General features: G+C 70.4%; 21 protein-coding genes. 4 read left to right on the top strand and 17 right to left on the bottom strand.

Annotation, left to right across the window (positions count from 1 at the left end; translation table 11 throughout):
* Nucleotides 1–35 precede the first annotated feature (35 nt).
* From JO379_RS27305 to JO379_RS27265, 9 genes are all read right to left on the bottom strand, one after another.
* Nucleotides 36–1,460 carry a phytoene desaturase family protein gene (locus JO379_RS27305; protein ID WP_130881514.1) on the bottom strand — a complete coding sequence of 475 codons (1,425 nt, stop codon included), beginning with the start codon at nucleotides 1,458–1,460 and terminating at the stop codon, nucleotides 36–38.
* A gap of 28 nt (nucleotides 1,461–1,488) precedes the next feature.
* Nucleotides 1,489–2,316: an inositol monophosphatase family protein gene (locus tag JO379_RS27300; RefSeq protein WP_130881515.1), complete on the bottom strand. Its 828-nt coding sequence runs from the start codon at nucleotides 2,314–2,316 to the stop codon at nucleotides 1,489–1,491.
* Between the two features lie 127 nt (nucleotides 2,317–2,443).
* Complete coding sequence (locus JO379_RS33475; protein WP_307842157.1) at nucleotides 2,444–2,920, bottom strand: DUF3761 domain-containing protein; 477 nt, start codon at nucleotides 2,918–2,920, stop codon at nucleotides 2,444–2,446.
* Between the two features lie 857 nt (nucleotides 2,921–3,777).
* Nucleotides 3,778–4,230, bottom strand: a complete 453-nt coding sequence (locus JO379_RS27290) for an NUDIX hydrolase (RefSeq protein WP_245381573.1) — start codon at nucleotides 4,228–4,230, stop codon at nucleotides 3,778–3,780.
* A gap of 15 nt (nucleotides 4,231–4,245) precedes the next feature.
* On the bottom strand, nucleotides 4,246–5,040 hold the full coding sequence (locus tag JO379_RS27285; protein WP_209517398.1) for an STM4013/SEN3800 family hydrolase: 795 nt from the start codon (nucleotides 5,038–5,040) through the stop codon (nucleotides 4,246–4,248).
* The gene (locus JO379_RS27280; protein ID WP_209517396.1) at nucleotides 5,037–5,546 is read right to left on the bottom strand and encodes a hypothetical protein; all 510 of its coding nucleotides are present in this window, start codon (nucleotides 5,544–5,546) and stop codon (nucleotides 5,037–5,039) included. Before JO379_RS27280 ends, JO379_RS27285 begins: the two co-directional genes overlap by 4 nt.
* Nucleotides 5,539–6,177 carry a dTMP kinase gene (locus JO379_RS27275; protein ID WP_209517394.1) on the bottom strand — a complete coding sequence of 213 codons (639 nt, stop codon included), beginning with the start codon at nucleotides 6,175–6,177 and terminating at the stop codon, nucleotides 5,539–5,541. The genes JO379_RS27280 and JO379_RS27275 overlap by 8 nt, the downstream gene beginning before the upstream one ends.
* Nucleotides 6,174–7,202 carry a radical SAM protein gene (locus JO379_RS27270; protein ID WP_209517392.1) on the bottom strand — a complete coding sequence of 343 codons (1,029 nt, stop codon included), beginning with the start codon at nucleotides 7,200–7,202 and terminating at the stop codon, nucleotides 6,174–6,176. Before JO379_RS27270 ends, JO379_RS27275 begins: the two co-directional genes overlap by 4 nt.
* 127 nt (nucleotides 7,203–7,329) lie before the next feature.
* Nucleotides 7,330–7,653, bottom strand: a complete 324-nt coding sequence (locus tag JO379_RS27265) for a DUF7848 domain-containing protein (protein ID WP_209517391.1) — start codon at nucleotides 7,651–7,653, stop codon at nucleotides 7,330–7,332.
* Nucleotides 7,654–8,110: 457 nt separating this feature from the next.
* Here JO379_RS27265 and JO379_RS27260 point away from each other — a divergent pair, with 457 nt between their 5' ends.
* Together JO379_RS27260 and lplAB are read left to right on the top strand one after the other, a co-directional pair.
* Nucleotides 8,111–9,322, top strand: a complete 1,212-nt coding sequence (locus JO379_RS27260) for a helix-turn-helix domain-containing protein (RefSeq protein ID WP_209517389.1) — start codon at nucleotides 8,111–8,113, stop codon at nucleotides 9,320–9,322.
* A 94-nt stretch (nucleotides 9,323–9,416) separates the two neighbouring features.
* Nucleotides 9,417–10,484, top strand: coding sequence for a lipoate-protein ligase LplAB (lplAB, locus tag JO379_RS27255; protein ID WP_130881516.1), 1,068 nt, complete (start codon nucleotides 9,417–9,419; stop codon nucleotides 10,482–10,484).
* A 19-nt stretch (nucleotides 10,485–10,503) separates the two neighbouring features.
* On the opposite strand, the gene JO379_RS27250 is transcribed toward lplAB, so the two are convergent.
* From JO379_RS27250 to JO379_RS27215, 8 genes are all read right to left on the bottom strand, one after another.
* Nucleotides 10,504–11,502: a TIGR03842 family LLM class F420-dependent oxidoreductase gene (locus tag JO379_RS27250; RefSeq protein ID WP_130881517.1), complete on the bottom strand. Its 999-nt coding sequence runs from the start codon at nucleotides 11,500–11,502 to the stop codon at nucleotides 10,504–10,506.
* A gap of 11 nt (nucleotides 11,503–11,513) precedes the next feature.
* Nucleotides 11,514–12,914: a dihydropyrimidinase gene (gene hydA, locus JO379_RS27245; protein ID WP_130881518.1), complete on the bottom strand. Its 1,401-nt coding sequence runs from the start codon at nucleotides 12,912–12,914 to the stop codon at nucleotides 11,514–11,516.
* Nucleotides 12,911–14,266: an aspartate aminotransferase family protein gene (locus tag JO379_RS27240; RefSeq protein ID WP_130881519.1), complete on the bottom strand. Its 1,356-nt coding sequence runs from the start codon at nucleotides 14,264–14,266 to the stop codon at nucleotides 12,911–12,913. The genes hydA and JO379_RS27240 overlap by 4 nt, the downstream gene beginning before the upstream one ends.
* Nucleotides 14,263–15,105 (bottom strand): nitrilase-related carbon-nitrogen hydrolase, encoded by an 843-nt coding sequence (locus JO379_RS27235; protein WP_130881520.1) that lies wholly within the window; start codon nucleotides 15,103–15,105, stop codon nucleotides 14,263–14,265. The genes JO379_RS27240 and JO379_RS27235 overlap by 4 nt, the downstream gene beginning before the upstream one ends.
* A gap of 278 nt (nucleotides 15,106–15,383) precedes the next feature.
* Complete coding sequence (ggt, locus tag JO379_RS27230) at nucleotides 15,384–17,225, bottom strand: gamma-glutamyltransferase (RefSeq protein ID WP_130881521.1); 1,842 nt, start codon at nucleotides 17,223–17,225, stop codon at nucleotides 15,384–15,386.
* Nucleotides 17,226–17,337: 112 nt separating this feature from the next.
* Nucleotides 17,338–18,231, bottom strand: coding sequence for an SGNH/GDSL hydrolase family protein (locus tag JO379_RS27225; protein ID WP_307842156.1), 894 nt, complete (start codon nucleotides 18,229–18,231; stop codon nucleotides 17,338–17,340).
* 175 nt (nucleotides 18,232–18,406) lie between these two features.
* A complete protein-coding gene (locus JO379_RS27220; protein WP_165451677.1) occupies nucleotides 18,407–18,580 on the bottom strand; it encodes a hypothetical protein in 174 nt (57 codons plus the stop codon).
* A 62-nt stretch (nucleotides 18,581–18,642) separates the two neighbouring features.
* The gene (locus JO379_RS27215) at nucleotides 18,643–22,581 is read right to left on the bottom strand and encodes a polymorphic toxin-type HINT domain-containing protein (RefSeq protein ID WP_245381571.1); all 3,939 of its coding nucleotides are present in this window, start codon (nucleotides 22,579–22,581) and stop codon (nucleotides 18,643–18,645) included.
* Nucleotides 22,582–22,959: 378 nt separating this feature from the next.
* Between JO379_RS27215 and JO379_RS27210 the strand changes: the two genes are divergently transcribed.
* A complete protein-coding gene (locus JO379_RS27210) occupies nucleotides 22,960–23,466 on the top strand; it encodes a hypothetical protein (protein ID WP_307842155.1) in 507 nt (168 codons plus the stop codon).
* Between the two features lie 154 nt (nucleotides 23,467–23,620).
* Complete coding sequence (locus JO379_RS27205; protein ID WP_209517386.1) at nucleotides 23,621–25,207, top strand: S1 family peptidase; 1,587 nt, start codon at nucleotides 23,621–23,623, stop codon at nucleotides 25,205–25,207.
* Nucleotides 25,208–25,263: the final 56 nt, after the last annotated feature.

Raw genomic sequence — 25,263 nt, 5'->3', positions numbered from 1 at the left:
TCACCCGGTCAGTTGCCGGTTACTGGGACACGCTCCTAGCCCGCGGAGCCGCCCGTGAGCCGTCGCCATACGGCCTTCGCCGCGTGGTGCCCCGACATCCCGTGCACGCCGGGGCCCGGCGGGGTCGCGGAGGAGCAGAGGAAGACGGCGGGGTGGGCCGTGGCGTAGGGGACGCGGGCGAGCTTCGGGCGGATCAGCAGGCGCAGGCCCGCGACGGAGCCGGTCGCGATGTCGCCGCCGATGTAATTGGCGTTGCGGGCGGCGAGCTGCGGCGGCCCGGCGGTGGCGCGGGCGAGGACGAGATCGCGGAAGCCGGGGGCGAACCGCTCGATCTGACGCTCAATCACATCGGTGGCGTCGCCCTCCCAGCCGCTCGGTACGTGTCCGTACACCCAGAAGGTGTGCTTGCCCTCGGGGGCGCGGGACGGATCGACGAGGCTGGGCTGGGCGGTGATCAGGAACGGGACGGCGGGGTCGTGGCCGTCGAAGGCGGCGTGCACGGCGGCGGAGATCTCGCCGTAGGTCGGGCCGACGTGGACCGTACCGGCCCGCCGGGCCTCCTCGGCCGTCCACGGCACCGGCTCGTCCAGGGCGTAGTCGATCTTGAAAACACTCGGGCCGTAGCGGAAGCGGCGGTAGGCGTCTCCCAGGCCGGCGATCCGGGCGACGGCGGTCGGGGAGGTGTCGAAGACGTACGCGCGGGCGGGCGGCAGGTCGTCCAGCCGCTTGACCTCGTAGTCCGTGTGGAGGGCACCGCCCAGCGCCCGCAGGTACGAGGCGAGCGCGTCGGCGATCGACTGGGAGCCGCCGCGCGGTACCGGCCAGCCGCCCGCGTGGGCGGCGAGCGCGAACATCAGCGCCATGCCACCGGTCCCGAGACCGCTGAGCGGCGCGATGCCGTGTGCGGCGAGCCCGGCGAAGAGCCCGCGCGCCTTCTCGTCGCGGAAGCGTCGGGTGAGCAGCGCGGCGGGCTGGGCGGCGACCAGGCCGAACCGGGCGTAGCCGACCGGGTCGCGCGGCAGTCCGTCCCACTGGGTGCGCAGGAAGTCCGCCGCGACGGTGTCCCACTTGCCGTGGAAGGGCGCGACGAGCCTGCGGTACGCGCCGGCGTCGCGCGGGCCGAAGGAGTGGGCGCTCTCGCCGATGCTGCGGGAGAGGATCGCGGCCGTGCCGTCGGGGAAGGGGTGCGCCATGGGCAGCTCGTGGTGCAGCCACTCCAGTCCGTGCCGGGCCAGCGGCATGGCGTTGAAGGCGGGCGAGCCCGCGCCGAGCGGATGCACGGCGGAGCAGGGGTCGTGGCGGAAGCCGGGGAGGGTCAGCTCCTGGGTGCGGGCTCCGCCGCCGATCGCGTCGGCGGCTTCGAACACCTCGACTCGCAGCCCCCGCCGGGCCAGTTCGACGGCGGCCGTCAGCCCATTGGGCCCGGCCCCTACGACGACCGCGTCGAGCATCGTGGGCACCGCACGGACTCCCCTCGTCCCCTGCAGATCAACCGGCGGACGCCAGCAGATCAAGGATATGCCGAGCCGTCGCGGCGTCCCTCGCCGCGGTGAAGGGAAGGGTGTTGCCGCCGGCTATCCGGAACGGCTCCCCCGCGAGGGTCGCGCTCGCGCCGCCCGCCTCGGCGACGAGCAGCAGCCCGGCCGCGTGGTCCCAGGCGTTCTCCCAGGAGAAGGCCACCGCGTCGAGGGAACCCTCCGCCACCCGCAGATACTCGAGACCGGCCGAGCCGCAGGGGCGCGGCACGACGCCGTCCGTGAGCAGCTTCCCGAGGACGTGCTTCTCCTCGTCGGTGGTGAAGTCGTAGTGCGAGACCGCCACGTGGAGATCCTGGCCGGGCTCGGGCGAACCGGAACGCAGCGGCGAGCCGTTGAGCCGCGCTCCCGCGCCGCGCCGTGCGACGGCCATCCGGTCCAGCGCCGGGGCGTACGTCCACGAGGCGAGCAGCTCCCCCTGGTGCGCGAGGCAGACGAGCGTGGCGAAGGCGGGGTCGCCGTGCACGAACTGCCGGGTGCCGTCGACGGGGTCGACGATCCACACGGGGTCCTCGCCGCGGAGCGCCTCGAGCAGCGTCAGATCGGCGTGCACGGCTTCCTCGCCGACCACGACGGAGCCGGGCAGCAGGGCGGTGAGCGAGGCCGTCAGGTGCCGCTCGGCGAGCCGGTCCGCGACGGTCACCAGGTCGTGCGGGCCGTTCTTCTCGACGATCTCGTCCGCGGCGAGCTGCCGGAAGCGGGGCATGATCTCGACGGCGGCCGCCTTGCGGACGGCCTCCTCGACATCGGTCAGGTCACCTGCGAGAAATTCATCGATCATACGTCCATCGAACCACGCCGCACCGACAATCGGTGGTGGTCCGGCGACATGGCGGTGTCGCCGGGGTGAACGCTGTAGCCGTGGCCGTCCGCCGACCAGTCGGCGGACGGCCACGGCCGGGCAGCGATCAGGACGGGAGGTCCTTGAGCCACTGCGCGACACCGCCGTGGTGGGAGCAGGTGCCCCTACGGTGAGCCGAGTAGGAATAGCTGCCGTCGTTGCAGAGCGCGGAGGCGCCGCTGTGCGAGCCGCCCGTGGACACACCTGCCGTGGACGCACCGCCGCCGGAGGTGCCGCCCGCCCCGCCCCCGACCGAGCCGGATCCGCCCCCGACCGAGCCAGCCCCGTCGGCGGGCGGCTCCGTCGAGGGCGCGGCGCTGGTGGGGGCACTGGTGGGGGTGGGCTCGGCCGTCGGCGTGGGAGTCGGAGACGGCGTGGCTATATCCGAAGGCGTCGCCGAAACCGAGGCCGACGGGGTCGGCTTGAGGTCCGGCTTGGCCCCGCCGTCCCCGTCGTCACAGCCCACTGCGCCGAAGCCAAGGGCCAGCGCGGCCAGCAGCGCCGCGCCCGCTCGTCCCAGTCCGTACCTCTTGAACGTGCTCACGATCAGGATCCCCCCTGTCGTACTGCTGCGCGGAGACGTTCCGCGCATGGCTCCGCATCCGGTCGCGAGCCGGCGCCCGGCAGTTCCGGGAAGGCGGGGTGGGGGGATGTGGCGAGGTGTGGGGTACACAGAGTGTACGCGGCAATAGTTGAACGCCGTCGCTGCGCCCGCCCGAATGCCTCAGGGAAAGCATTCGGACGGGGTGGACTTGGACGCTCAGACAGCGAGTGAGAAGGAGTCCCCGCTCGGAGAGTCGAGCCACAGCGTGTGCGAGCCGTCATCTTCGACAGTCAGGCCGTACCGTTCAGGGGCCGGCTTGCCGCGGAGAGCCCAATGGGTCAGTACTGGCTCTCGCTCGGCCCACAGGTCGCGAGGGCCGTCGTGTTCCAGCATCGCCACGCGGACGCCACTGGGTGTCAAACGGGCCCACGACTCGGAAGCCTCGTCGTAGAGGCTGAGCATTTGCTCACCGTCGTCGTTGACGAGGGTGAACTCGACGACCGAGGGCTGGGCGAGGCCAGGAACTGAGGACCGTCCGCGCTCAGGTCGCTCGGTAGGTTGATCGTCCTGGTCTGGCCGTGCGCTGATGCGACGGTCCCGGCGTACTGCTTTGCGCTTGAGCCGACCGTGTCGGCCGTGAGCCGGGCCACCATGAAACTAGCGAACGTTGAGAGGCAATTACCCGAGGCTCGTCCACCTTCGCCTACTTCCAGGCGGGCCTGCGGATCCCGGCGGTCGTGTCCGCAGACACGTGCTACACCGAGACCAGGCTCTCCTCCGCTTATGAGCCTACGAGGGCGGTTGCGCGCTGTCATGGTTGACGCCGTACGGGCCAGTGCACGGTTGGCGGCTCTAGATCACAAAGCAGAGGCGCTGAATACGCGTTCCGCAAGGAGGAGAGCGAGCGGGCCGCCTTGGAGGAGGAAGCGCCCTTCGGTGACAGCTGTGATCGCCTGGGGCATGGGCCACCACATGAGCTTGAAGCCCTCCTCGGAGGAAGTCAGCTGCTGAGGTCCGCAGGTCAGGCCCTCTGCTGCGAAGAGGTGGACGCGAGCCGGAGTCTTCAGCGTGATGATGTACGAGCCGAGGGAGCACCATGAGGCCGCTGTGATGCCGGCTTCCTCGCGTAGTTCGCGGCGCGCGCACTCTTCCGGAGTTTCGCCTTCTTCGCGCCGGCCGCCGGGGAGGAAGAGGTACTCGCCCCCGTGATCGGGGAAATCCGCAGTGAGGAGTGCGACGAGTCCGTTCGCATCCCTTGCGACGACCACGGAGGCGTCACGCATTGGCTCGCTGCTTCGTTCGTCGGTCATGGGGCGTGAGCGTAGTCAGTGACTGAGGAGCATGGCGGCGAATGGCACATTCATCACCGTCGGGTGTGCGATCCCCCTTCCGAAATACCCATCCTCGCCGAAAGCGTCCCCGTGGTCCGCGCACATGATGACCAGCCAGCTCTTCTCTTTGCTCAGAGCTCTGATGAGGTGGCCCAAGTGCTGGTCGGCGTATGCGAGCGCCGCGTACTGGGACTGCCACGTGTCCGCCCTCTCGCCGAGGTAGTGCCCGTGGGGCACGTGTGTGGCGGAGACGTTGACGAACAGGAACAGCGGGCCGTGGTGCTCGTCGGCGATCTCCAGGGCCTTGTTCACCTGGTGACGCGTGGAGTCAGGATGGGGTGAGCAGAACTCCGGGCGCCAATGGTCCTCGTCGAACATGTCAGGGAGGACCGATCCGAGAGGTGTCTCGCGGGAGAAGTAGGTCACCCCTCCCACACACGCTGTGCGGTAGCCGTGCTCTGCCAGGCCGACCAGCAGGTTCGGTGCGTCGAAGACGAACGTCAAGGGGCCGACTTCCTTGAAGGCTGGTGGCCGACACTCCCATAGCCGCGGGGGCTGCTTCGGGAGGGGAAGCTTCGGCAGGAAGCCGGAGAAGAAAGCGATGTGAGCGGGCAGGGTGAAGGTGCCCGGCGTGCGGCGCTCTTCCCACTGGCCGCCGGGAAGCAGGCGGGCGAGGCTCGGCGTGGCGCCGCTGTGCATGGCGGCACGAGCGACGTCGTAACGCAGTGAATCGAGCGTCACGAAGAGGATCCTTGTCCCGGATTCGATGACCTGCCTCGTGTTGATCACTTGGTAGCCTCCATCCGCGCGATGACGTAGTGGCGCTCCTCCACGTGCCCCTTGGCGCCATTGTTCACGGGGATAGGCACATGGTCGTTGGCGATCATTTCCCGAATGACGCCGAGCCCTGTCGAGTCGTTAGAACGTCGGCCGTCCGAGCCATAGAGGCGGATAGTGACCGATCGCTGCTCTTCGTGCTCCGCTGTGGTCAACAGGGCTCCCGGGACTGCACCGAGCTCCTGCATTGCCCGAAGGAGCTGCCGTTCCTCGGCAAGGCCCAGATCGTGAACTGCGCAGGCCCAGTGCTGAGCGTTCGCTGCTCCCCAGCAGAAGCGTCGGAAGAATTCAGCCGTGATCGGGTGGTCGTCGCGGGCGACTGCCAGACTGTGTGTCTGGCTGACCACGACGAAGCATGAGGCCACCCACCAGGCCACGCCCTCGTGGATTTCGTCGGGGAACACCCCCGACACCTGACCGTCACGGATGACGGCCTCGGCGTTGATCGGGTTAAGCACGGCGCCTCTCCAGGTGATCAATTACGATCGAGGCCAAGTCGTCCGGGGTGCGTCCGTCCGTGTCGAGCACGACCGCACTCGGGTCGGACTCCGCCACCGTGGCGAAGGTGGCCAGCAGCGAAGTCAGCCGACCAGATACGGCGAGGAGGTCGGTGTCGTCCTGCTTCACATCCGCCTTGTGCCGCATGCGCTCCCGGAGTGAGCCTTCGGAGCTGCGCAGGTAGAACGTGATGTCGGGGACGGCGAGGTAGGGGCGGAACGGCTCCAGCAGCGCCGTCACTTGGTCCACAGTGAGGCCGTGCACCGCTGCGTGGCAGGCGACGACCGAGGACACATAGCGGTCGGCGATCACTGGGCCGCGCCTCGACGCCTCGCGGGCAATGTCCGAGGCGTGCAGAGCCCCCGCCAGGTAGAACGCGAACTGAGGCAGGGGCCGGAGATTCGCGTTGACCGTGCCGGAGACCGGGTTCAGTGGCTCAGGCAATGTGTGAAGGGTTGCAGCCTTGAGACGCTTGGCCACTGCGGCGACGAGAGTGGTCTTGCCTACGCCGGACACGCCCTCGCAGACCACGAACGGATTCCCACTGCGGTCGGCGCTGCTCGGTGCGTACGGGCCATACAGCGGATTCACAGCGTCCCCTCCGTGAAGGCGGCAACATGCCGGGCCACGGCCTTAGGGATGCCCTCCGGGTTGGACAGCATCGGCCGGAGATCGAGGCGGAGATCATCCCGGAGGAGGCACGGCTGGAACCCGCCCGCGTGATCGATACGCAGAGCCCAGAACCCTTCGACGCACTTATCCCTAACAGGGCAGTTTCCACACTGACCGACATGGTGCCGGCCAAGGTTGCGGTGGATCACGTCGACTTCGATGCCGTCGACACGGAAGACGCGTCGCCCCTGCCCGACGCCTGCGACTTCGACGTGTTCGTCACTGGTGAGGGACCTCAGGTAGGAGATGACGCCTTCGGCGGACACTGCGGACGATGCCCGGTCCTCGTTGAAGTGGGTACCCACCAGTTCGATGAACTGCACGGGCATACGACGTTCCAGGGCGAAGTGGAGGATGTCCGTGATCTCGTGTTCGTTCTCCCGCTGGAGCAGCGTGTTCAGCTCGACGCGCTCGAAGGACTCGCGAGCGGCTGCGATGCCGTCGAACACCTCCTGAATACTGAAGGACGTCTGCGCGATGGCGCGGAACGACTTGTCCGAGAAGTAGTGCAGGGACACCTTCACCTTGTCCAGACGGGTCTTCGACAGCCACGACTGGTGACGGCGGACACGGAGCCCATTAGTGATCAGCGTGTAGGCGCCGTCAGGCCCGGGGTCAGGCAGCCGCTCCAGCACCGGCCGGGCCAAAGGCGAAGTCAGAGGCTCGCCCCCGGTGAAATAGACACGCTTGAGGCCAGCGTTCATCAGCTGGGAGAGGACGCTGACGTAGTGCTCGGCGCGGAGCTCCCGATTCCTCGGCCGCTGTGAGCGATCCACGTGCAGGACGGGTGGGGGGACGTCGCCCTCGTTGTGGCAGAACCAGCAACCGATCGGGCAGTAAGGCGTGAGCGAAACCCTCAACTGGCCCCGAAGCGCGATGTAATTGCGCCACGCCGTCCAATCAACGGCAGGGCCTGGGAACGGACTCAGAGGTGTGATGTGCACAGTGGTCCTCCAGACAGGCTTGGGTGGAGGTGCGGCGTGCCACAAAGCGCCCCACCCTGGGCCTCGGGGTGCCGACCAGGACGGGGCTGGACCCAGCCTCTTCACACGGGGGAAGAGGCTGCAGGCTCTAGGCGGTGGTACGCGCCGGTTCGCGCGAGGGCTGGGAGGGTTTGCACTGATGCTCGACAGCGCTCGCACGGTCGGCGGCCAATGCGGCGACGATCGACCCAGGAGGGGGGCCGACAACCACGGCGTTCCCGAATGTCTGCCAAAACCTTCGGTGACCTGTTCTGGCCGTGTGGTCGTACATCCACGAGTCGGCCGCCTGCTGGTCGTCCGTGATGCTGAACTCCGCTTCGCAGCCCTTTTCGCTGCACTCGGCGGAGTATTCGGCACAGATGTTCGGGTCCTGGATGATGGTCCAGTCCGCGTGTCGGTAGAGCCGTCGCATCAACGCTTCCTTGCACGACAGGTGATCAGTACAACAAGGCGGTGACCTTGGACATGTTGCCTTGGTGGCGCGCTTCCACCTTCGCCCTCTCTGGCTGGGCACCCTCTGGACAGCACAACATCAGCACTCGCCCCCCGAAGCGTTCCGCTCGTTAGGAGTCGCCAGTCTCAAAGCACCAGGTGAGCAGTACCACTCACGTCCTCCGCCGGGCGGGCGAAGCCACACCAGCGAACCTCGTTCCTCCATAACCTCACCGACCTTGTCCTCACGAGTGGTGTCCACCACCAACACCCCGGTGCGGTACGTCATGGCCGTCCTTCCTCAACCGTTCCGACGCTGGATGCCTACATGAAGGAAACTCCTTAGATTCAAGATCAGTTGACACATAAGTGACACAGCGACAGGTTGAGCGGGCATCAGCCAAGGGGCAGGCGAACCGGAGTGGGAGAGTGATGGTATGGACAGCGCACAAGTGGAACGCACCCCGGCCGCTGGCGAGAACATCCAGGTGCTACGCAAGGCCAGGGGGATCAGCCAGACGAAGCTTGCTCGGGACGCCAACATCTCGATCTCGCTCCTTCGGAAGATCGAACAGGGATCCCGCGCCGCGACACCCCCAACGGTGGCCGCGATCGCGAAGGCCCTTCATGTGACCACCGCTCGGATTAACGGTCAGCCCTTCCTGGGGCCGTCGGAGCAAAGCGATCTCCTCGACGATCTCCGTGGCGCGCTGCGCCGCTACACGTTGCCGAAGGAAAACGTTCCTGACCCTGCCCAGCTTGAAGAGGACATGCGGAAGGTCACAGCTCTCCGGGCAGGGAGCCAGTACCTCGAACTGTTGCGCATGCTCCCCACGCTCCTTGGACAGGTCACCGCGACCGCCCTCTCCAACCCTGGAGAAGCTGGCGCATGGTCGCGTACAGCCGACGCCTACGGCTGCGCCTACACCATCGCGCACCGGCTGATGCAACCTGATCTCGCAGACATGATCGTCTCGCGGCAGACATGGGCAGCGCAGCAGACCTGGAACCCCGAAGCCGAGGCCATCGCCGCGTGGACTGAGGCCGGCACCTACCAGAGCGCTGGCGAGTACGCCGACGGCCTGGCGATCGTGGATCGGGCCATCGTCAAATACGAACAGGGCCCGCGTCCGGACGGGCCCGATTCCGTCCTGACTCTCGGGTCGCTACACCTCCGCGGGATCGTCCTGGCCTCCCGAGCCAGGGACAAGGACACCGCCAAGGCTCACACGCTTCGAGCCCGGGAGTTGTCCAAGCGCCTCCCGAGCGGCCAGGGCGACGTCATTGCCCACAACCTCACATTCGGCCCTGGCAATCTGGCGCTCTATGAAGTGGGCGCCAACATCGAACTCGGAAATCCTGGCGAAGCATCCACGATGGCCCAGCCTCTCATCAAGACGCCTCCCAAGGGGTTGCGCGCTTCCCGGCTGGGGCGCCTGTGTATTGACACCGCACGAGCCCGCCTGACATTGGGTGACCTCGAAGGCGCTGAGGACGCTCTGAGGTCCACGTTCCGCATCGCTCCACAAATGGCGGCTATACATCCCATGAGCCGCGAGGTCCTGCGTGTGCTTGTCATCATGCATCAGCGCAGCAGGCCCGAGCTGATGGCCATGGCCAAGCGGTCCGGGCTGTCCCCTGAGCTGTAGGCCGCCCCGGGCCGATCGAGCCGGTGGCGGCGTTACGGTGGACGGTGCTACCGGCCGTCCGAGCCGGCCGAAGAGACAAAGTGGAGGATGCGCCGTGCACGGTGAATACAAGGTGCCGGGCGGCAAGCTCGTCGTCGTGGACCTGGAGGTCGAGCCCTCCCCGCAGGGGGACGTGCTGCGCGGCGTGCGCGTGGCCGGGGACTTCTTCCTGGAGCCCGACGAGGCGATCCTCGACATCGACCGCGCCCTGGAGGGCGCCCCCGCCGACACCCCCGCCCCGCAGCTCGCGGCGCGGATCGACGCGGCGCTCCCCGAGGACACCGTGATGTTCGGCTTCTCCTCCGAGGCCGTGGGCATCGCGGTCCGCCGGGCGCTCGCGCAGGCCACCGACTGGCGGGACTACGACTGGGAGCTCGTCCACGTCGGCCCGCAGCCCCCCGCGCTGCACATGGCGCTGGACGAGGTGCTGACCGCCGAGGTCGCGGCCGGGCGGCGGCCGCCGACGCTGCGGGTGTGGGAGTGGGGCTCCCCCGCCGTGGTGATCGGCAGCTTCCAGTCGCTGCGCAACGAGGTCGACGCGGAGGCGGCCGAGCGGCACGGCATCACGGTGGTGCGCCGGATCTCGGGCGGCGGCGCGATGTTCATCGAGCCCGGCAACACCATCACGTACTCGCTGTCCGTCCCCGACGCGCTCGTCCAGGGCCTGTCCTTCGCCGACAGCTATGCCTATCTCGACGACTGGGTGCTCGGCGCCCTGAACGACATGGGCGTCAAGGCCTGGTACCAGCCGCTCAACGACATCGCCACCGACGCCGGCAAGATCGCGGGCGCGGCGCAGAAGCGTCTGGTGGGCACGGACGGCGCGGTGCTGCACCACGTGACCATGGCGTACGACATCGACGCCGAGAAGATGCTCGACGTGCTGCGCATCGGCAAGGAGAAGCTGTCCGACAAGGGCACCAAGAGCGCCAAGAAGCGCGTCGACCCGCTGCGCCGCCAGACCGGGCTGCCGCGCTCCGCCGTGATCGAGAAGATGGTCGCGTCCTTCCGCGGCCGGTACGGGCTGGCGGAGGGCACGGTCACCCCCGAGGAGATGGCGCGGGCCGAGGAGCTGGCGGCGGCGAAGTTCTCCTCGGCCGAGTGGACCGCGCGCGTGCCGTGAGCCCGGACGGGCGGGGCGTTCAGGACAGCGCCGGGATGATGTGCTCCCCGTACGCGTCGATCGTGGCCTCCTTCGCGTCGTGCATGGCGTAGACGGCGAACTGGTCCACGCCCAGGGCCCGTAGCTCCTCCAGCCGCTCGCGGTGGGACCCGACCGGGCCGAGCAGGCAGAAGCGGTCCACGATCTCGTCGGGCACGAAGTCGGTGGAGGGGTTCCCGGCCCGGCCGTGGTGGCTGTAGTCGTAGCCCTCGCGCTGCTTGATGTACGCGGTGAGGGCCTCGGGCACCATGCCGGAGCCCTCGCCGTAGCGGGCGACCAGGTCGGCGACGTGATTGCCGACCATGCCGCCGAACCAGCGGCACTGCTCCCGCGCGTGCGCCAGGTCGTCCCCGACGTACGCGGGCGCGGCCACGCAGACGGTGACGGACGCCGGGTCGCGGCCGGCGTCGGCGGCGGCGGTGCGGACGGCCCGGACCATCCACGCGGTCAGCGTCGGGTCGGCGAGCTGGAGGATGAAGCCGTCGGCCTCCTGCCCGGCGAGGGCGAGGGCCTTCGGCCCGTACGCGCCCATCCAGACGGGCAGCTTGCCGTCCCGCACCCAGGGCAGGCGCAGTGTCGTGCCGCCGACGTCGGCTTCGCGGCCCTCCGCGAGGTCGCGGATGATGCTCATCGCCTCGCGCAGGGTGGCCAGGGTGTTGGGCTTGCGGCCGGCGACCCGCATGGCCGAGTCGCCGCGGCCGATGCCGCACACGGTGCGGTTGCCGTACATGTCGTTGAGCGTGGCGAAGGTGGAGGCCGTGACCTCCGGGGCGCGGGTGGTGGGGTTGGTGACCATCGGACCGACGATCAGCCGCTCGGTGTGGTCCAGGATGCGGCTGTGGATGACGAAGGGCTCCTGCCACAGCACGGCGGAGTCGAAGGTCCAGCCGTAGCGGAAACCGGCGCTCTCGGCGCGGCGCATGAGGTCCACCACGGCACTGGCGGGCGGGTCGGTCTGCAGGACGAGTCCGAAGTCCACGCGGGTGTCTCCTAGTTCAGGTACTGGCAGGTGGCACGGGGGGTGAAGCGGCCGTGGCCGGCACGTCCGACGAACTCGCGCCGCTCGATGACGAGTTCACCGCGGGAGAGGACCGTCCCGACCCGGCCGGTGACGGTCTTCCCCTCGTACGCCGAGTAGTCGACGTTCATGTGGTGGGTCTCGGCGGAGAGCGTCTGCCGCGCGTTCGGGTCGTAGATGACGATGTCGGCGTCGGCACCGGGCGCGATCGTGCCCTTCCGCGGGTAGAGGCCGAACATCCGGGCGGGGGCGGCGCAGGCGATCTCGATCCAGCGGCGGCGGGAGAGGTGCCCGTCGACGACGGCCTGGTGGAGGAGGTCCATGCGGTTCTCCACGCCGGGCAGCCCGTTGGGGATCTTGGAGAAGTCGCCGCGGCCCAGCTCCTTCTGGCCGGAGAAGCAGAAGGGGCAGTGGTCGGTGGAGACGACCTGGAGGTCGTCGGTGCGCAGTCCGCGCCAGAGCGCGGCCTGGTGCTCGCGGGGCCGCAGCGGTGTCGAGCAGACGTACTTGGCGCCCTCGAAGCCCGGCTCGGCGAGGTTGTCGGTGGACAGGAAGAGGTACTGCGGGCAGGTCTCGCCGAAGACGGGCAGGTCCATCCCCCGGGCCCGGGCCAGCTCGGCGACGGCTTCCTCGGCGGAGACGTGCACCACGTACAGGGGGCTGCCGGCGACGCGGGCGAGCTGGATGGCGCGGTGCGTGGCCTCGGCCTCCAGCAGCGCCTTGCGGACCTCGCCGTGGTGGCGGGGGTCGGACTCCCCGCGGGCGAGTGCCTGCTCGATGAGCACGTCGATCGCGATGCCGTTCTCCGCGTGCATCATGATCAGGCCGCCGTTGCCGGAGGCCCGCTGCATGGCGCGCAGGATCTGGCCGTCGTCCGAGTAGAAGACCCCCGGGTAGGCCATGAACAGTTTGAACGAGGTCACGCCCTCTTCGACGAGTCCGTCCATCTCCTTGAGCGTGTGCTCGTTGACGTCCGACACGATCATGTGGAAGGCGTAGTCGATCGCGCAGGTGCCCTGGGACTTGGCGTGCCAGGTGTCGAGCCCCTCGCGCAGCGACCGGCCGCGGGACTGGACGGCGAAGTCGACGACGGTCGTGGTGCCGCCCCACGCCGCGGCGCGGGTGCCCGTCTCGAAGGTGTCGGAGGAGGCGGTGCCGCCGAAGGGCAGGTCGAAGTGGGTGTGGGCGTCGACGCCGCCCGGGATGACGTACATGCCCGTGGCGTCGATGGTCCGGTCGGCGGTCCAGCCCTCGGCGAGGGCGCTGTCGGGCGTGGCGAGGGCCGCGACCTTGCCGTCCTCGACGAGGACGTCCATGCGGCCCTCCTCCGCCGCGGTGATGACGAGCCCCCCGCGGATGACGGTCCTGGTCATGGCCGTTCCTTTCCGGAGATCGCGTGCTGGGCCCGGCGCAGGGCCTCTTCGAGGAGGGCGGCGCCCTCCTCGGCCTCGGTGATGGTGAGGGTCATCGGCGGGGCGATGCGCAGGGTGTTGCCGTCGCGGCCGCCCTTGCCGACGAGCAGGCCGAGCTCCCGGGCGGCTTCGAGGGTGAGCGCGGCGGCCTCCGGGGAGGGCGAGCCGTCGTCCCCGACCAGCTCCATGCCGATCATCAGGCCGCGGCCGCGTACCTCGCGGACGACCGGCAGGCCGGCGGCGACGGCCCGCAGCCGCTCGATGAGGAGGCCGCCGACCCGGCGGGCGTTGCCCTGGAGGTCGTGCTCCAGGAGGTAGGTGAGATTGGCGAGGCCGGCCGCCATGGTGACGGGGCTGCCGCCGAAGGTGGAGATGGAGTTGGCTTCCAGGCAGTTCATGACCTCGGCCCGGGCGACGACGCCGCCCACCGACATGCCGTTGCCGATGCCCTTGGCGAAGGTGAGCACGTCGGGCGGGCCGCTTCGGGCGTGGGCCTGCCAGCCCCAGAAGTGGTCGCCGGTCCGGCCCCAGCCGGTCTGGACCTCGTCGGTGATCCACAGGATGCCGCGCGGGGCGAGGACCTCGCGGAAGGCCGCGTACAGCCCGTCGGGGGGTGCGGTGAACCCGCCGACGCCCTGGACGGGCTCGGCGATCAGCGCGGCGACGTTGCCGTGCGTCTGGGCGAGCACGTCCTCCAGGTCCGCGACACAGGCCTCGATGAACCGCGCGTCGGACAGGTGGGCGAAGGGGCCGCGGGTGCGGATGCCGCCGTGCACGTAGAGCGTCTGCAGCGGGGAGAGGCTGGTGGGCGACCAGTCGGCGTTGCCGGTGATGGCGATGGAGGCGAAGGACCGGCCGTGGTAGCTGTTGCGCATCGCCAGGACCTGGTTGGAGCGGCGGTGGGTGGTGGCGAGCAGCAGGGCCGCGTCATTGGCCTCGGTGCCGGAGGTGGTGAAGAAGACCCGGGCGTCGGGGATGCCGGAGAGGGCGGCGATCCGCTCGGCCAACTCGACCATGTGCCGGTCGAGGTAGAGCGTGGAGGTGTGCAGGATGCGCCCGGCCTGGTCGCCGACGGCCTTGGTGACCTCGGGCAGGGCGTGGGCGGTCATGGTGGTGAGGATGCCGCCGAAGAAGTCGAGGTAGCGCCTGCCCTCGGCGTCCCACACATGGCGGCCTTCGCCGTGGGTGATCTCCAGCGGGTCGCGGTAGTAGAGGGCGAGCCACTCGGGCATGACGGCCCGGTGCCGGTCGCGCAGACCGGAGGGGGCGGGAGCCGGGGCGGAGGCCGCGCCTTCGGGGGCCCCCGCGCTCATGGCTGGACCAGCCCGTCGTACGCGTCGGGCCTGCGATCCCGGTAGAACGCCCACTGCCGGCGTACTTCGTCGATCAGGGAGAAGTCGAGGTCGCGGACGATCAGCTCCTCCTTGGTGTCGCTCGCGACGTCACCGACGAACTGGCCGCGCGGGTCGACGAAGTAGGACGTGCCGTAGAAGTCGTTGTCGCCGTACTCCTCCTGGCCCACCCGGTTGATCGCGGCGATGAAGTACTCGTTGGCGACGGCCGCCGCGGGCTGTTCCAGCTTCCACAGATGGGCGGAGAGGCCGCGGGAGGTGGCGGAGGGGTTGTAGACCAGCTGGGCTCCGGCGAGGCCCAGCGAGCGCCAGCCCTCGGGGAAGTGGCGGTCGTAGCAGATGTAGACGCCGACCTTGCCGACGGCCGTGTCGAAGACGGGCCAGCCGATGTTGCCGGGCTTGAAGTAGTACTTCTCCCAGAAGCCCTTGACCTGGGGGATGTGGTGCTTGCGGTACTTCCCCAGATAGCTGCCGTCGGCGTCGATGACGGCGGCGGTGTTGTAGTAGAAACCGGACTGCTCGACCTCGAATACGGGCACGACGATCACCATGCCGGTCTCGCGGGCGAGCTTGCGCATCCGGGCCACCGTGGGGCCGTCCGGGACCGGCTCGGCCCAGCGGTAGTGCTCGCTCTCCTGCACCTGGCAGAAGTACGGGGCGTTGAAGACTTCCTGGAAGCCGATCACCTTCGCACCCTGCGCGGCGGCGGCACGGGCGTGTTCCTCGTGCTTGGCGATCATCGACTCGGTGTCACCGGTCCAGGTCGCCTGGACGAGTGCGGCGCGGACAACGTTGGCCATGAGCTGCTCCTTTGCCGGGGCGTCAGCCAGCCCGTCACGTAGATCACGTGTGGATGCGACCGTATGACCCGCCCCGACTCGTGGCAAGACCATCCGGCTTCCTGTGGATAACCCGCGTCGCGCGGAGGAGCGCGGACGGAAACGGACGGAAACGGGTGGGCGCGGACGGGCCGGAGGGGGCGCGCCCCGGGGTGTTCGCGCAACGGGCGGCGGGCCGGACAGGCCCGCCGCCCGTGAGCACGGCGGATGCGTGACGTCCTGCCGTCCGTCGGGGCCGGTCAGCGGCCCGACGGGTGGACGACCATCGCGGATCCGCCGCCGCGCCGGACCCGTTCGGCGGCCGCCAGCCAGCGGCCGTCCGGCAGCCGCTGGACGCCGGTGGCCGCGCCGATCTCCGGGTTCTGCTTGAACACGTGACCGAGGGCTTCGAGCCGTCCTCTCAGCCGGCTGTCCCACAGGCCGGGCTCCAGCTCGGTCACCGCCCCGTTGCGCTGGCTGGCGCGCGGCGCGGCGATCGCGTCGACGAGCGGCATCCCGCGGTCCACGTGGTTGAGCAACGTCTGCAGGACGGTGGTGATGATGGTGGCGCCGCCGGGCGAGCCGAGCGCGAAGGCGGGCCGCCCGTCGTCGAGGACGATCGTCGGCGAGACGGACGAGCGCGGGCGCTTGCCGGGGCCGGGCAGGTTCGGGTCGTGGACGCCCGGGCTGACCGGCACGAAGGAGAAGTCGGTCAGTTCGTTGTTGAGCAGGAAGCCGCGCCCGGGCACGGTGATGCCGCTGCCGCCGGTCTGCTCGATGGTCAGGGTGTAGGCGACGACGTTGCCCCACTTGTCGGCGGTCGTCAGATGTGTGGTGTGCTCGCCCTCGTAGGGGGTGGGTGCGGCCTTGCCGTGTGTGCCGCAGGGCGCCGGCCGGCGCGGGTCGCCCGGGGCGAGCGGGCTGGTCAGCACGGCATCGTCCTTGATCAGGCACGCGCGCGCGTCGGCGAAGCGCTGGGAGGTCAGCCCCTTGGTGGGCACCTTCTCGTGCGCCGGGTCGCCGACCCAGCGGTTGCGGTCGGCGAACGCGACCCGGCTCGCCTCGATGTAGCGGTGCAGATAGGTCTTCGTGTCGAGCTGCGAGAGGTCGCCGCGCTCCAGGATGTTGAGCGCCTCGGCGACCGTGGTGCCGCCGGAGGACGAGGGGGCGACGCCGTAGACGTCCAGGCCCCGGTAGGACGTCCGGGTGGGGTCCTGCTGCTTCGCCGCGTACGCGCGCAGGTCCCGTGCCGTCAGGTCGCCGGGGCGCACGACGCGCTCGGCCCTGGGGTCGACGGGGGGCTTGCGTACGGTCCGTACGATGTCGCGGCCGACCTCGCCCCGGTAGACCGCGTCGGTGCCCTTCTGCGCCAGCAGCCCGTAGGTGCGCGCGAGGTCGGGGTTCTTCAGGGTCGTCCCGACGGCCGGCGGCTGACCGCCCGGCAGGAAGAGCTCGGCGCTGGCCGGGAAGTCCTTGAAACGCTCCTGGTTGTCGGCGGTCTGCTTGCGGAAGGTGGCGTCGACGGTGAAGCCCTCGCGGGCGATGCGCTGGGCCGGGCGCAGCACCTGGGCGAGCGACCGGCTGCCCCAGGTGCGCAGGGCGGTGTCCCAGGTGGCGGGGGTGCCGGGGGTGCCGACGCTGCGGCCGCTGGTGACGGCGTCCGCGAACGGGATGGGCTTGCCGTTCTCCAGGAAGAGGTCCTTGCCAGCGCTGAGCGGGGCGCGCTCACGGCCGTCGATCATGGAGACCCGGTGCCGCTTCGCGTCGTAGTGGAGGAAGTAGCCGCCGCCGCCGATGCCGGCGGAGTAGGGCTCGGTGACGCCGAGCGCGGCGGCGGTGGCCACCGCCGCGTCGACGGCGTTGCCGCCCTTGCGCAGTACTTCGATGCCGGCGGCCGACGCGTCGGGGTCGACGCTGGCCACCGCGCCGCCGTGGCCGACGGCGACGGGGGTCTTCGCGGGGGTACTGGCGTGGGGGGTGCCCGTGCGCTCCGTCGTGCCCGCCGCCGAGGCGGCGGGCACGACGGCCGTGGTGGCGACCAGCGCGGCCGTCACGGCGAGTACGGGCAGACGTCGTTGGGCGGTCGATCTCGCGCGGGCCATCCCTACCTCCAAGCGGGGCGAACGAGCCCCGGAGCCTACTCGGAGGGCGGGCCGGAGGACAGGGTGCCGCGCACGGTCACCTCGCCCGTGCGTACCCTTCGGTGCCGCTCCTTCAGCGCTTCTTGGCGACGCCGAGGACCGCGCGCGCCATGGCTTCCTCGCCCTTGGCGTTGGGGTGGAAGGGGGCGGCCGGGTTCTCCGGGTTCGCGCCCTCGACCCAGCGGTCGGCGGCGGGCTTGCAGACGTCGTGGCCGACGGTCGGGCCGTAGGTGTCGGCGTAGCGGACGCCGGCCTTGGCGGCCTGCTGCTTCAGCATCGTGTTGAGGTGCTTCTCGGTGTCCCGCAGGTAGCTCACGTCACCGGCGGCGATCGGGACGGCCGGGAAGCAGCCGACGCCGTTGTCCGGCATGATCGTGGGGTAGCCGACGATCACGACGCGGGCGTGCGGGGCGCGCTTGCGCACCTCCTTCAGCACCTGGGCGACATTGGGCGCGGCGGCGGCGATCCGGGCGGTGAGCTGGTCCTTGCCGCCGTCGGTGTACTTGGTGCGGCAGGGCGCGCCGGCCGGGTCGGTCACGGACAGCTGTGCGCAGGTGCCGATGATGTCGCCGAAGCCGATGTCGTTGCCGCCGATGCCGACGGTGACGAGCGTGGTGCCCTTCCCAAGGGCGTTCAGCTGGGGCGGGTTGGCGCCCTGCGCCCGCCGCATGTCGTCGGTGGTCGCGCCGCTGCAGCTGACGTCCTTGAACGTTCTCGTGTGCAGCCACTTCGCGGTGACCGAGGGGTAGTTGACGCTGGACCGCGCGCAGTCGCCGCCCGTCTGCTCGGGGACGCCCGGCGCGGAGGTGTACGAGTCGCCGAGGGCGACGTAGCGCTCTCCGCGCATGCCCGCGCCCGCCTCGGAGGCTCCCGCGGGAGCGGCCGCGCCGACCGCCAGCGCCCCTGCCGCGCCGAACGCCGCCAGCGCCTTCCCGTACCGCCCACCGCGTGCGTAAGCCTCTGCCACTACTGCCTCCGAAGGTGTGTCGGGTGACCGCCGATGATCACCGCGCGGGAGTCAGACTCGCTCCGCGGTGACTGGCTGTCAACGTGAGCCCTCGGCGCGGTGCGGACGGGAAGGCCTTCCGCGACGCGTTCCGGGGCCGCACGCGACGGCGTGCGGCCCCGGAATTCCTACCTGATCAACGCTGGGCACCGCGTTCGAGCGGTACGAGGTTCGACCACAGCGGCTCCTTGCCGAAGCCGCTCATATACGGGTCGAGATCGGTGTACGCGTCCATGCTCACCGGCTGGCCTTCGAGCCACACGGTGTCGCACTCCTCGCAGACCTTGATGAGGTCGGCCCGCTCGCGCACGCGACATCTGACGACCCACCCCTGATCGCACCGGGGGCACCAGTCCATCCGTGGACCCTTTCCTAGGCCCATGGATAGGCCGAAATGATTTTGTTGGTTCCCGGGGCGACGACGATGCGCAGACTCTGCTCTCCCGCCGTTCCCACGGCTTTGCCCATCGGGACTATAAAGGCCGCGGGGTCACCGGGGACGTGCGCACCGCGCTTGGCCCAGCCCTCGTCGATGAGATTGACGATGTCCCGCTGATTGCCGTTGGCGAATACCGAGTGTTTCACCTTGGACGGGTCGGGGGTGGCGTGCGCCAGGACGTGGTCGAGGCGGTGACCGTGCGCCGAACCCGGGCCGTAGACGAGGCCCCCGGGGGACTCGAACTTGTTGCCGCCGAGGTCGCGGAACCCGACCGGGCAGCTCGCGTTGTGGACGAGGACCGGTGCGGCACCCGCCCGGGTGTAGTAGCTGTGGAGGTCACTGACGGTGAGGTTGAAGACCTGCTGGGCCGCGGTCCACGCGCGTACCGCCGTGACCTGCACGGACGTGCCCGAGGAGGTACGCAGCAGCGCACCCGGCCTGATGTCGCGGGCCTTGACCCAGGCGTGCTGGTCGGGCAGCCAGAACGGGTGGGCGTCGGTCGCCGTGACGGTGCCGGTGGCGCCGCCCTTGTCGCCGTCGGTGTCGACGGTGAGCGCGACGAGGTGCTTGGAGCCGTCGCCGGTGATGACGTCCTCGACCGGCTTCGCCTCGGTCCGGCCCCCGACGGGGTCGGTGGCCAGAACCTTGTCACCGATCTTGACGTTCCGGATCGGCCTGGTGGAGCCGTCGGCCATCACCACGGGCGTCTCAGGGGTGAAGCTGTTGCAGCCCGGGACCTTGCCGAAGAGCTTCTTGAAGAGGCCCGAGCCCTTCTTGACCCACTTGCCGCCCACCGCGACCCAGCCGGCGCCGGGAACGGCACCCGCGCAGGACAGCCCGGCGTTCAGGGCGTCCTTCTCCGCGCCGTACCAGGCGCAGTTCAGCAGGTCGGCCGGCTCACCGAGGCCGGGAATCAGGCCGACGAGGTCGAGGGCGCCGTGGCCGACCTCCTTGGTGATGCCCCACCAGTCGGTCTCGTCCTCCTCCTCGGCCTCCTTCTGGGCCTGCTCGATGGCCTCCTTCTCTTCTTCCTTCTCCTTCTTGGCCTCGGCGCGCCGCTTGGCCTCGCGCTCCGCGCGGGCCTTGACGACGTAGGCGTCCCAGGCCTCGTGCTCGGCCTGCTCGGCCGCCTCGGTATCCTTGCCGGCCGCGACGGCGGAAGAGCGTGCCTGGGCGGCGTAACCGTTGGCCTGGTCCGCGAACCACGCCGCTGACGAGGCCGAGGCGTCGGCCCGGTCCGCGGACCTGTCCGCGGCGCGGGCGTCCTTGTGCGCCGCCGCCTCCGCGTCGCGGGCGGTCTTCGCCGAGCGGGCGGCGTCGGCCGCGGACGCCTCGGCGTCCTTGGCGGAGGCCTTGGCCTGGTCCGCGTAGGTGTCGGCCTGCTTGGCCGAGGCCTCGGCGTCCTTGGCGTACTTCTTGGCCTCCTCGGCCGCCTTGCGGGCGATCGCCGCGACGCGGGCGGCTTCCGACGCCTGCTTCTGCGCGGTGGCCGCGACGGCGGCGGCGCCGGAGATGACGCCCTTCACCTGCGCGATGTGGGTGGCGGTGAGGAGGTCCTTGCGGGCCGCCTTGTACTGCCCGGCCCGGATGAACGAGCGCAGCAGCTGCCGCGGGCCCTCGAGCGCGACCTTCGCGGCCGCCTTGACCTCGGGGCCGCCGGTGCCGGCGAGCTGCACCGCACGGACGCGGTCGTCGGACTCCTGGGCGGCGAACCGTCCGGAGTCGAGGAACTCGCGGAGCTTGTCCGTCGAGCCGTCCTTCAGCGCCGCCTGCGCGGCTTCCTTGACGCCCCGCTCGCTGTCGGTGGCGATCTGCACCACACGCACGCGGTAGTCGTGGGCCGCGGCGGCGTGCTGTCCGACGCGGAGGAACTCGGTGATCTGCCCGGCGTCACCCGCCAGGGCCTGCTCCGCGGCGGTCCGGACGTCGGCGTAGTCGGATTCGCCCGCCAGGCGTTCGACCCGGGCGCGCTCGTCCTCCTGCGCGGCCTTCTTCCAGCCGGACCGGACGTAGTCTCGGACGGCGGCATCGGAGCCCGCGAGTGCGAACTCGGCGGCCGACCGGCTCCACGGACCACGGCCGGCCATCGCCAGGAACGCCACCCGGCGGCCCTTGCGCGCGACCTGCCCGGCGTCGGCACCCGGCTGCGCGGCCTCGGCTGCCAGGCGCGCTGCCTCGGCGTCGAGGTCCTTGGCCTCGGCGGCCTTGCGGGCCGCCTCCGCCTTGCGCGCCTCGTCCGCGATCTTGAGGTCCTTGGCCTGCTCGATGGCGGCGGCGGTGCGGATCGCCAGGTCTTCGGCCTCGGTCCTGCGGGCCAGCTCCTGGACCTTGCGGGCCTTGTCCACCGCGTCGGTGGCGATGTCCGCCGCCTTCTTGGCGGCCTCGGCGTGGGCCGTGGACTCCTTCGCCGCCTTGGCCGCGTCACCGGCGTGCTTGGCGGCCTCCTCGGCCGCCTTCGCCGCGTTCTCGGCGTGTTCGGCAGCCGAGTTGGCCGCGTCCCGCGCCTGGTAGGCGGCCTGTGCGGAGTCCTTGGCGAGCGACTGGGCCGCGCCCGCCGCACGCGTCGCCTCGCGCGCGTGGCGGCGCGCCGCGGCGGCCGCCTCCCTCGCGCGGGCGGACTGCGCACCGGCCTCGGAGGCGAATCCGCCCGCCTCGCCGGCGGCGTTGGCCGCGGCCTCGGCGTTGGCGCCGGCGCTCGCCGCGGCGGTCGCCGCGGAACCGGCCGCTATCGAGGCGTTGCCGGCCTGCTGTGCGGCCTCCGCCGCGAGCCGGGCCCCCTTCGCTGCGTTGCGTGCCTCTTCGGCCGCCTTGCGCGCGTCGGCGGCCTTGCCGGCGTCGGACGCCGCGGCGGCCGCGGCACCGCGGGCGCGGGAGGCCGCCTGGGCGGCACCGGCCGCGGCGGACGCCGCCTGCGACGCGGCGTTCGCCGCGATGCGGGCCGAAGTGTTCGCCGCACGGGCCGCGTTGATGGCCTCCTGCGCGGCCTGGGCGGCCTGGTTCGCCGCGTCGGCCGCGCGATTGGCCCAACTCGCCGCGCGACCGGCGTCCTTGCGGGCCTTCTCGGTCTCCTGGGCGGCCTCCTTCGCGGCCTCCTTGGCCAGCTTCGTGGCGACGACCGCGCGCTCCGAAGCCTCCTTCGCGGCCTCGGTCTCCTTGGCCGCCTGCCTGCCCGCGGCCCTGGCCCGCTCGGCCAACTGGGCGACGGTGGCCCGCTCCTGGTCGCGGCTGCGGGCGACGTGCTGGCCCACCCGCAGGAACTCGCGTACGTCCGCGGGCGATCCGGCGAGGGCGACCTTCGCGGCCTCCTTCGTCGCCGGTCCCGCGGCACTCATGATCTGCATGAGCTGCACCCGGTCGTCGGCTTCCTGGGCCGAGTACTGGCCGTCGTTCAGGAACGCGCGCACGTCATCGGGCGTCCCGGCCAGCGCGGCCTTGCCGGCATCCTCGACACCGCGACCGCCGAAGGTGACGATCTGCGTGACCCGGACCCGCTGATCCTGCTCCAACGGCGCCTGCCAGCCGTCCTTCAGGAACGCACGCACATCCTCGTGCGAACCGGCCAGCGCCTTCTGCGCGGCCTCCCGCACCCCACGGCCGCCGATGCTGACGAGTTGCACCGAGGTGATGCGGTCGTCGTGCTTCTCGGCGATTTCCTTCTCATCGGCCAGAAAACGACGGACGTCGTCGTCGGTGCCCATGAGCGCGACTTCCGCCGCCGCTTTGACGCCCGGGCCGCCGTTCTTCCACAACTCGAGGATCCGGCCACGGTCGGTCGCCGGAATCGGGTTGATGATTCCTTCGTCCTCGGGCGTCGTCCCGGCCGCGATCGCGGGACCCTCTCCCAAAATACTCGCGACCAGCGCGAGCAACATGCCCAGACCCGCCGCACGTATACCGTGCGGCCGGCCTCTCCTCGATCTCACCGAGCAATCCCTTCCCTTTACCTGTGCATTGCCTCGATAGGCCCGGCGAGCATAACCGCCTGGCCGGGCCTCTCGAACAGGAAAATCGGAGTTAGGAATTCCGTTTCACAGGCACAAGTTCCAGCCATCCGCAGGGCGTTGATAATGTCATGCTCACAACCAGAGCGTTACTGGCAGTACGCCCGTGAAATAGGGCCCAATAGCACCTGACGGACCTTCAAGAACCAGCAAAGCCACAGCAGGTGATAGGTTCCAGCCACCCGCCTTTATCCCACCATTACGTGCAACGGCATGCGCCGTGCTGCACGCATCCGGAAGGAATCCCTGGTGATATCTCGCGCGCGCAGAATGCTGCTTGCCGGCGTTATCGGTGGCGTCTCCGCCGTCACCGCTGCTTCCGCCTTCGCATTCGCGGCCCCCGCCCCGGCCGCGGACGACGCCACTCCGCCTTCGGCGATCGAGGACTTCGCGTACCCGGGCGCGGCGAAGATTCTCAAGGACACCGGCATCACGCTCCGCAAGGGCGACGGCCGTATCCTGCTGGGCGACTGCGCCACGGACAGCGACATCATCGTGATGACGCGTCCCACCCCCCAGACCAAGGCGGACAAGTACTGCTTCCGCCTCACGGGCGACAAGAAGTCGGGCTACCTCACGCTGGAGATCCCCCGCGTGTTCGGCCTCCAGACCGAGGACCACCCGATCCGGGCCACCGTCACCGCCGGCGGCACCTCGCAGGTCGTCGACGTGCCCAAGAACGACCTCAAGGGCGTCGGCGAGGGCATCCCCGGCGGCGAGCCCACCGCGCTCGTCGAGCTCCGCGTCACCGGCTGACCCACGCCACCGCCCGGCCGGGTCTCCGGCGCGACGGGCACCGGCTGACCCACCCGGTCAGCGCACCCAGGCCCGGGACGCACCTCCGCGTCCCCCGGCCGCGACGGCCCACCGGCCCTCTCGCACCTCTAGCCACACCTCAGAAGGAACGAACATGTCCGGCAGACGTTCACGCGCAGCGTGGGTCACCGCTCTTCTCTCCACCACCGTCGCCGCAGGCCTGCTGACCGCCGCCCCGGCGGGTGCCGTCGTGGGTGACAAACCGGCCGACGGGACCTACGGGTTCACCGCGAAGCTCGACATCGGCGGCAAGCGCAGCTGCTCCGGCGCCCTCGTCGAGCAGGGCTGGGTCATCACCGCGGCCAGCTGCTTCGCGGACAGCCCCGCTCAGGGCTTCAAGATCGCCGCGGGTGCGCCCAAGCTGAAGACGACCGTGACGGTCGGCCGCACGAACCTCTCCTCGACGGCCGGCGTCGTGACCGAGGGCGTCGAGCTCGTCCCGCGTGACGACCGCGACCTCGTCATGGTCAAGCTCGCCAAGCCCGTCACCGGCATCGCCCCCGTCGCCGTCTCCTCCGCCGCCCCGCAGCAGGGTGACGAGGTGCGGTTCGCCGGCTACGGCCGCACCAAGACGGAGTGGATCCCCGAGCGTCTGCACAGCAACACCTTCACCGTCGACGCGGTCAAGGACACCTCGGTCGGCCTGGCCGGCAAGGGTGCCGACGCGGCCGTCTGCAAGGGCGACACCGGTGGCCCGGCCTTCCGTGAGAACGCCGGCCGCGCCGAGCTGACCTCGGTCAACACCGCCTCCTGGCAGGGCGGCTGCTTCGGCACCGACGCGGCCGAGACCCGCAAGGGCGCCGTCAACACCCGCGTCGACGACGTCGCCGGCTGGGTGTCCTCGGTCTACTCCCGCGGTCTGCTGAGCAAGGCCAACTGGAAGAACGCCGACCTGCTCGCCTCCGGCTACTTCACCGGCGGCTCGGCCGGCGGCAAGCGCCACATGGACATGATCGTCCGCTGGACCGACGGTTCCGTCACCCTGTACCAGGGTGCCGAGTTCAACGACCCGAAGTACCCGTTCTCCTCGGAGTACAAGCTCGCCGAGGCCGGCAGCACCTTCAAGTACGCGCGGGCCATCTCGGGCGGCAGCTTCACCGGCACCGGCTCCGACGGCCTCATCGTCCGCTGGTCCGACGGTGAGCTCACCGAGTACACGCACGTCGACCAGAACGGCTTCCACGGCGAGAAGAAGCTCGCCGAGCCCAACGCCACCTGGAAGAACGCCAAGCTGGTGACCGCCGGCCGCTACACGGCCAACGCGCTGCGCGACGACATGCTCGTCGTCTGGGTCGACGGCTCGATCTCGATGTACTCCGACATCGACGCCAACGGCATCCGCAAGGCCACCCAGATCCAGAAGGCCAACTCGACCTGGACGCACGCCGAGCAGATCGGCGCCGGCGAGTTCACCGGCAAGAAGACCAGCGACCTGATGGTCCGCTGGTCCGACGGTGAGGGCACCATCTACCCGGGCGTCGACACCGCGGGGCTGCACGGCGAGATCAAGATCCGTGACCCCAAGTCCGCCTGGACCAACGCCACGGTGATCACCATCGGCGCGTTCGACGCGAACAAGGTCCCCAACGACGTCATCGTCCGCTGGGCCAACGGCAGCCTCACCATGTACCCCGGCGTCGACAGCGCCGGCACCCACGGCGAGGCCCGTCTCGTCGGCTGACCCCCTTGACGGCGCCGGGCCGGCCGCCCCTTCCGACATGGCCGGCCCGGCGTGCG

It is taken from the genome of Streptomyces syringium (assembly GCF_017876625.1).
In the GTDB taxonomy this organism is placed as follows: Bacteria; Actinomycetota; Actinomycetes; order Streptomycetales; family Streptomycetaceae; genus Streptomyces; species Streptomyces syringius.
The sequence above is the reverse complement of the archived record's forward strand: the minus strand, read 5'-3'. Positions and strand labels throughout refer to the sequence as shown.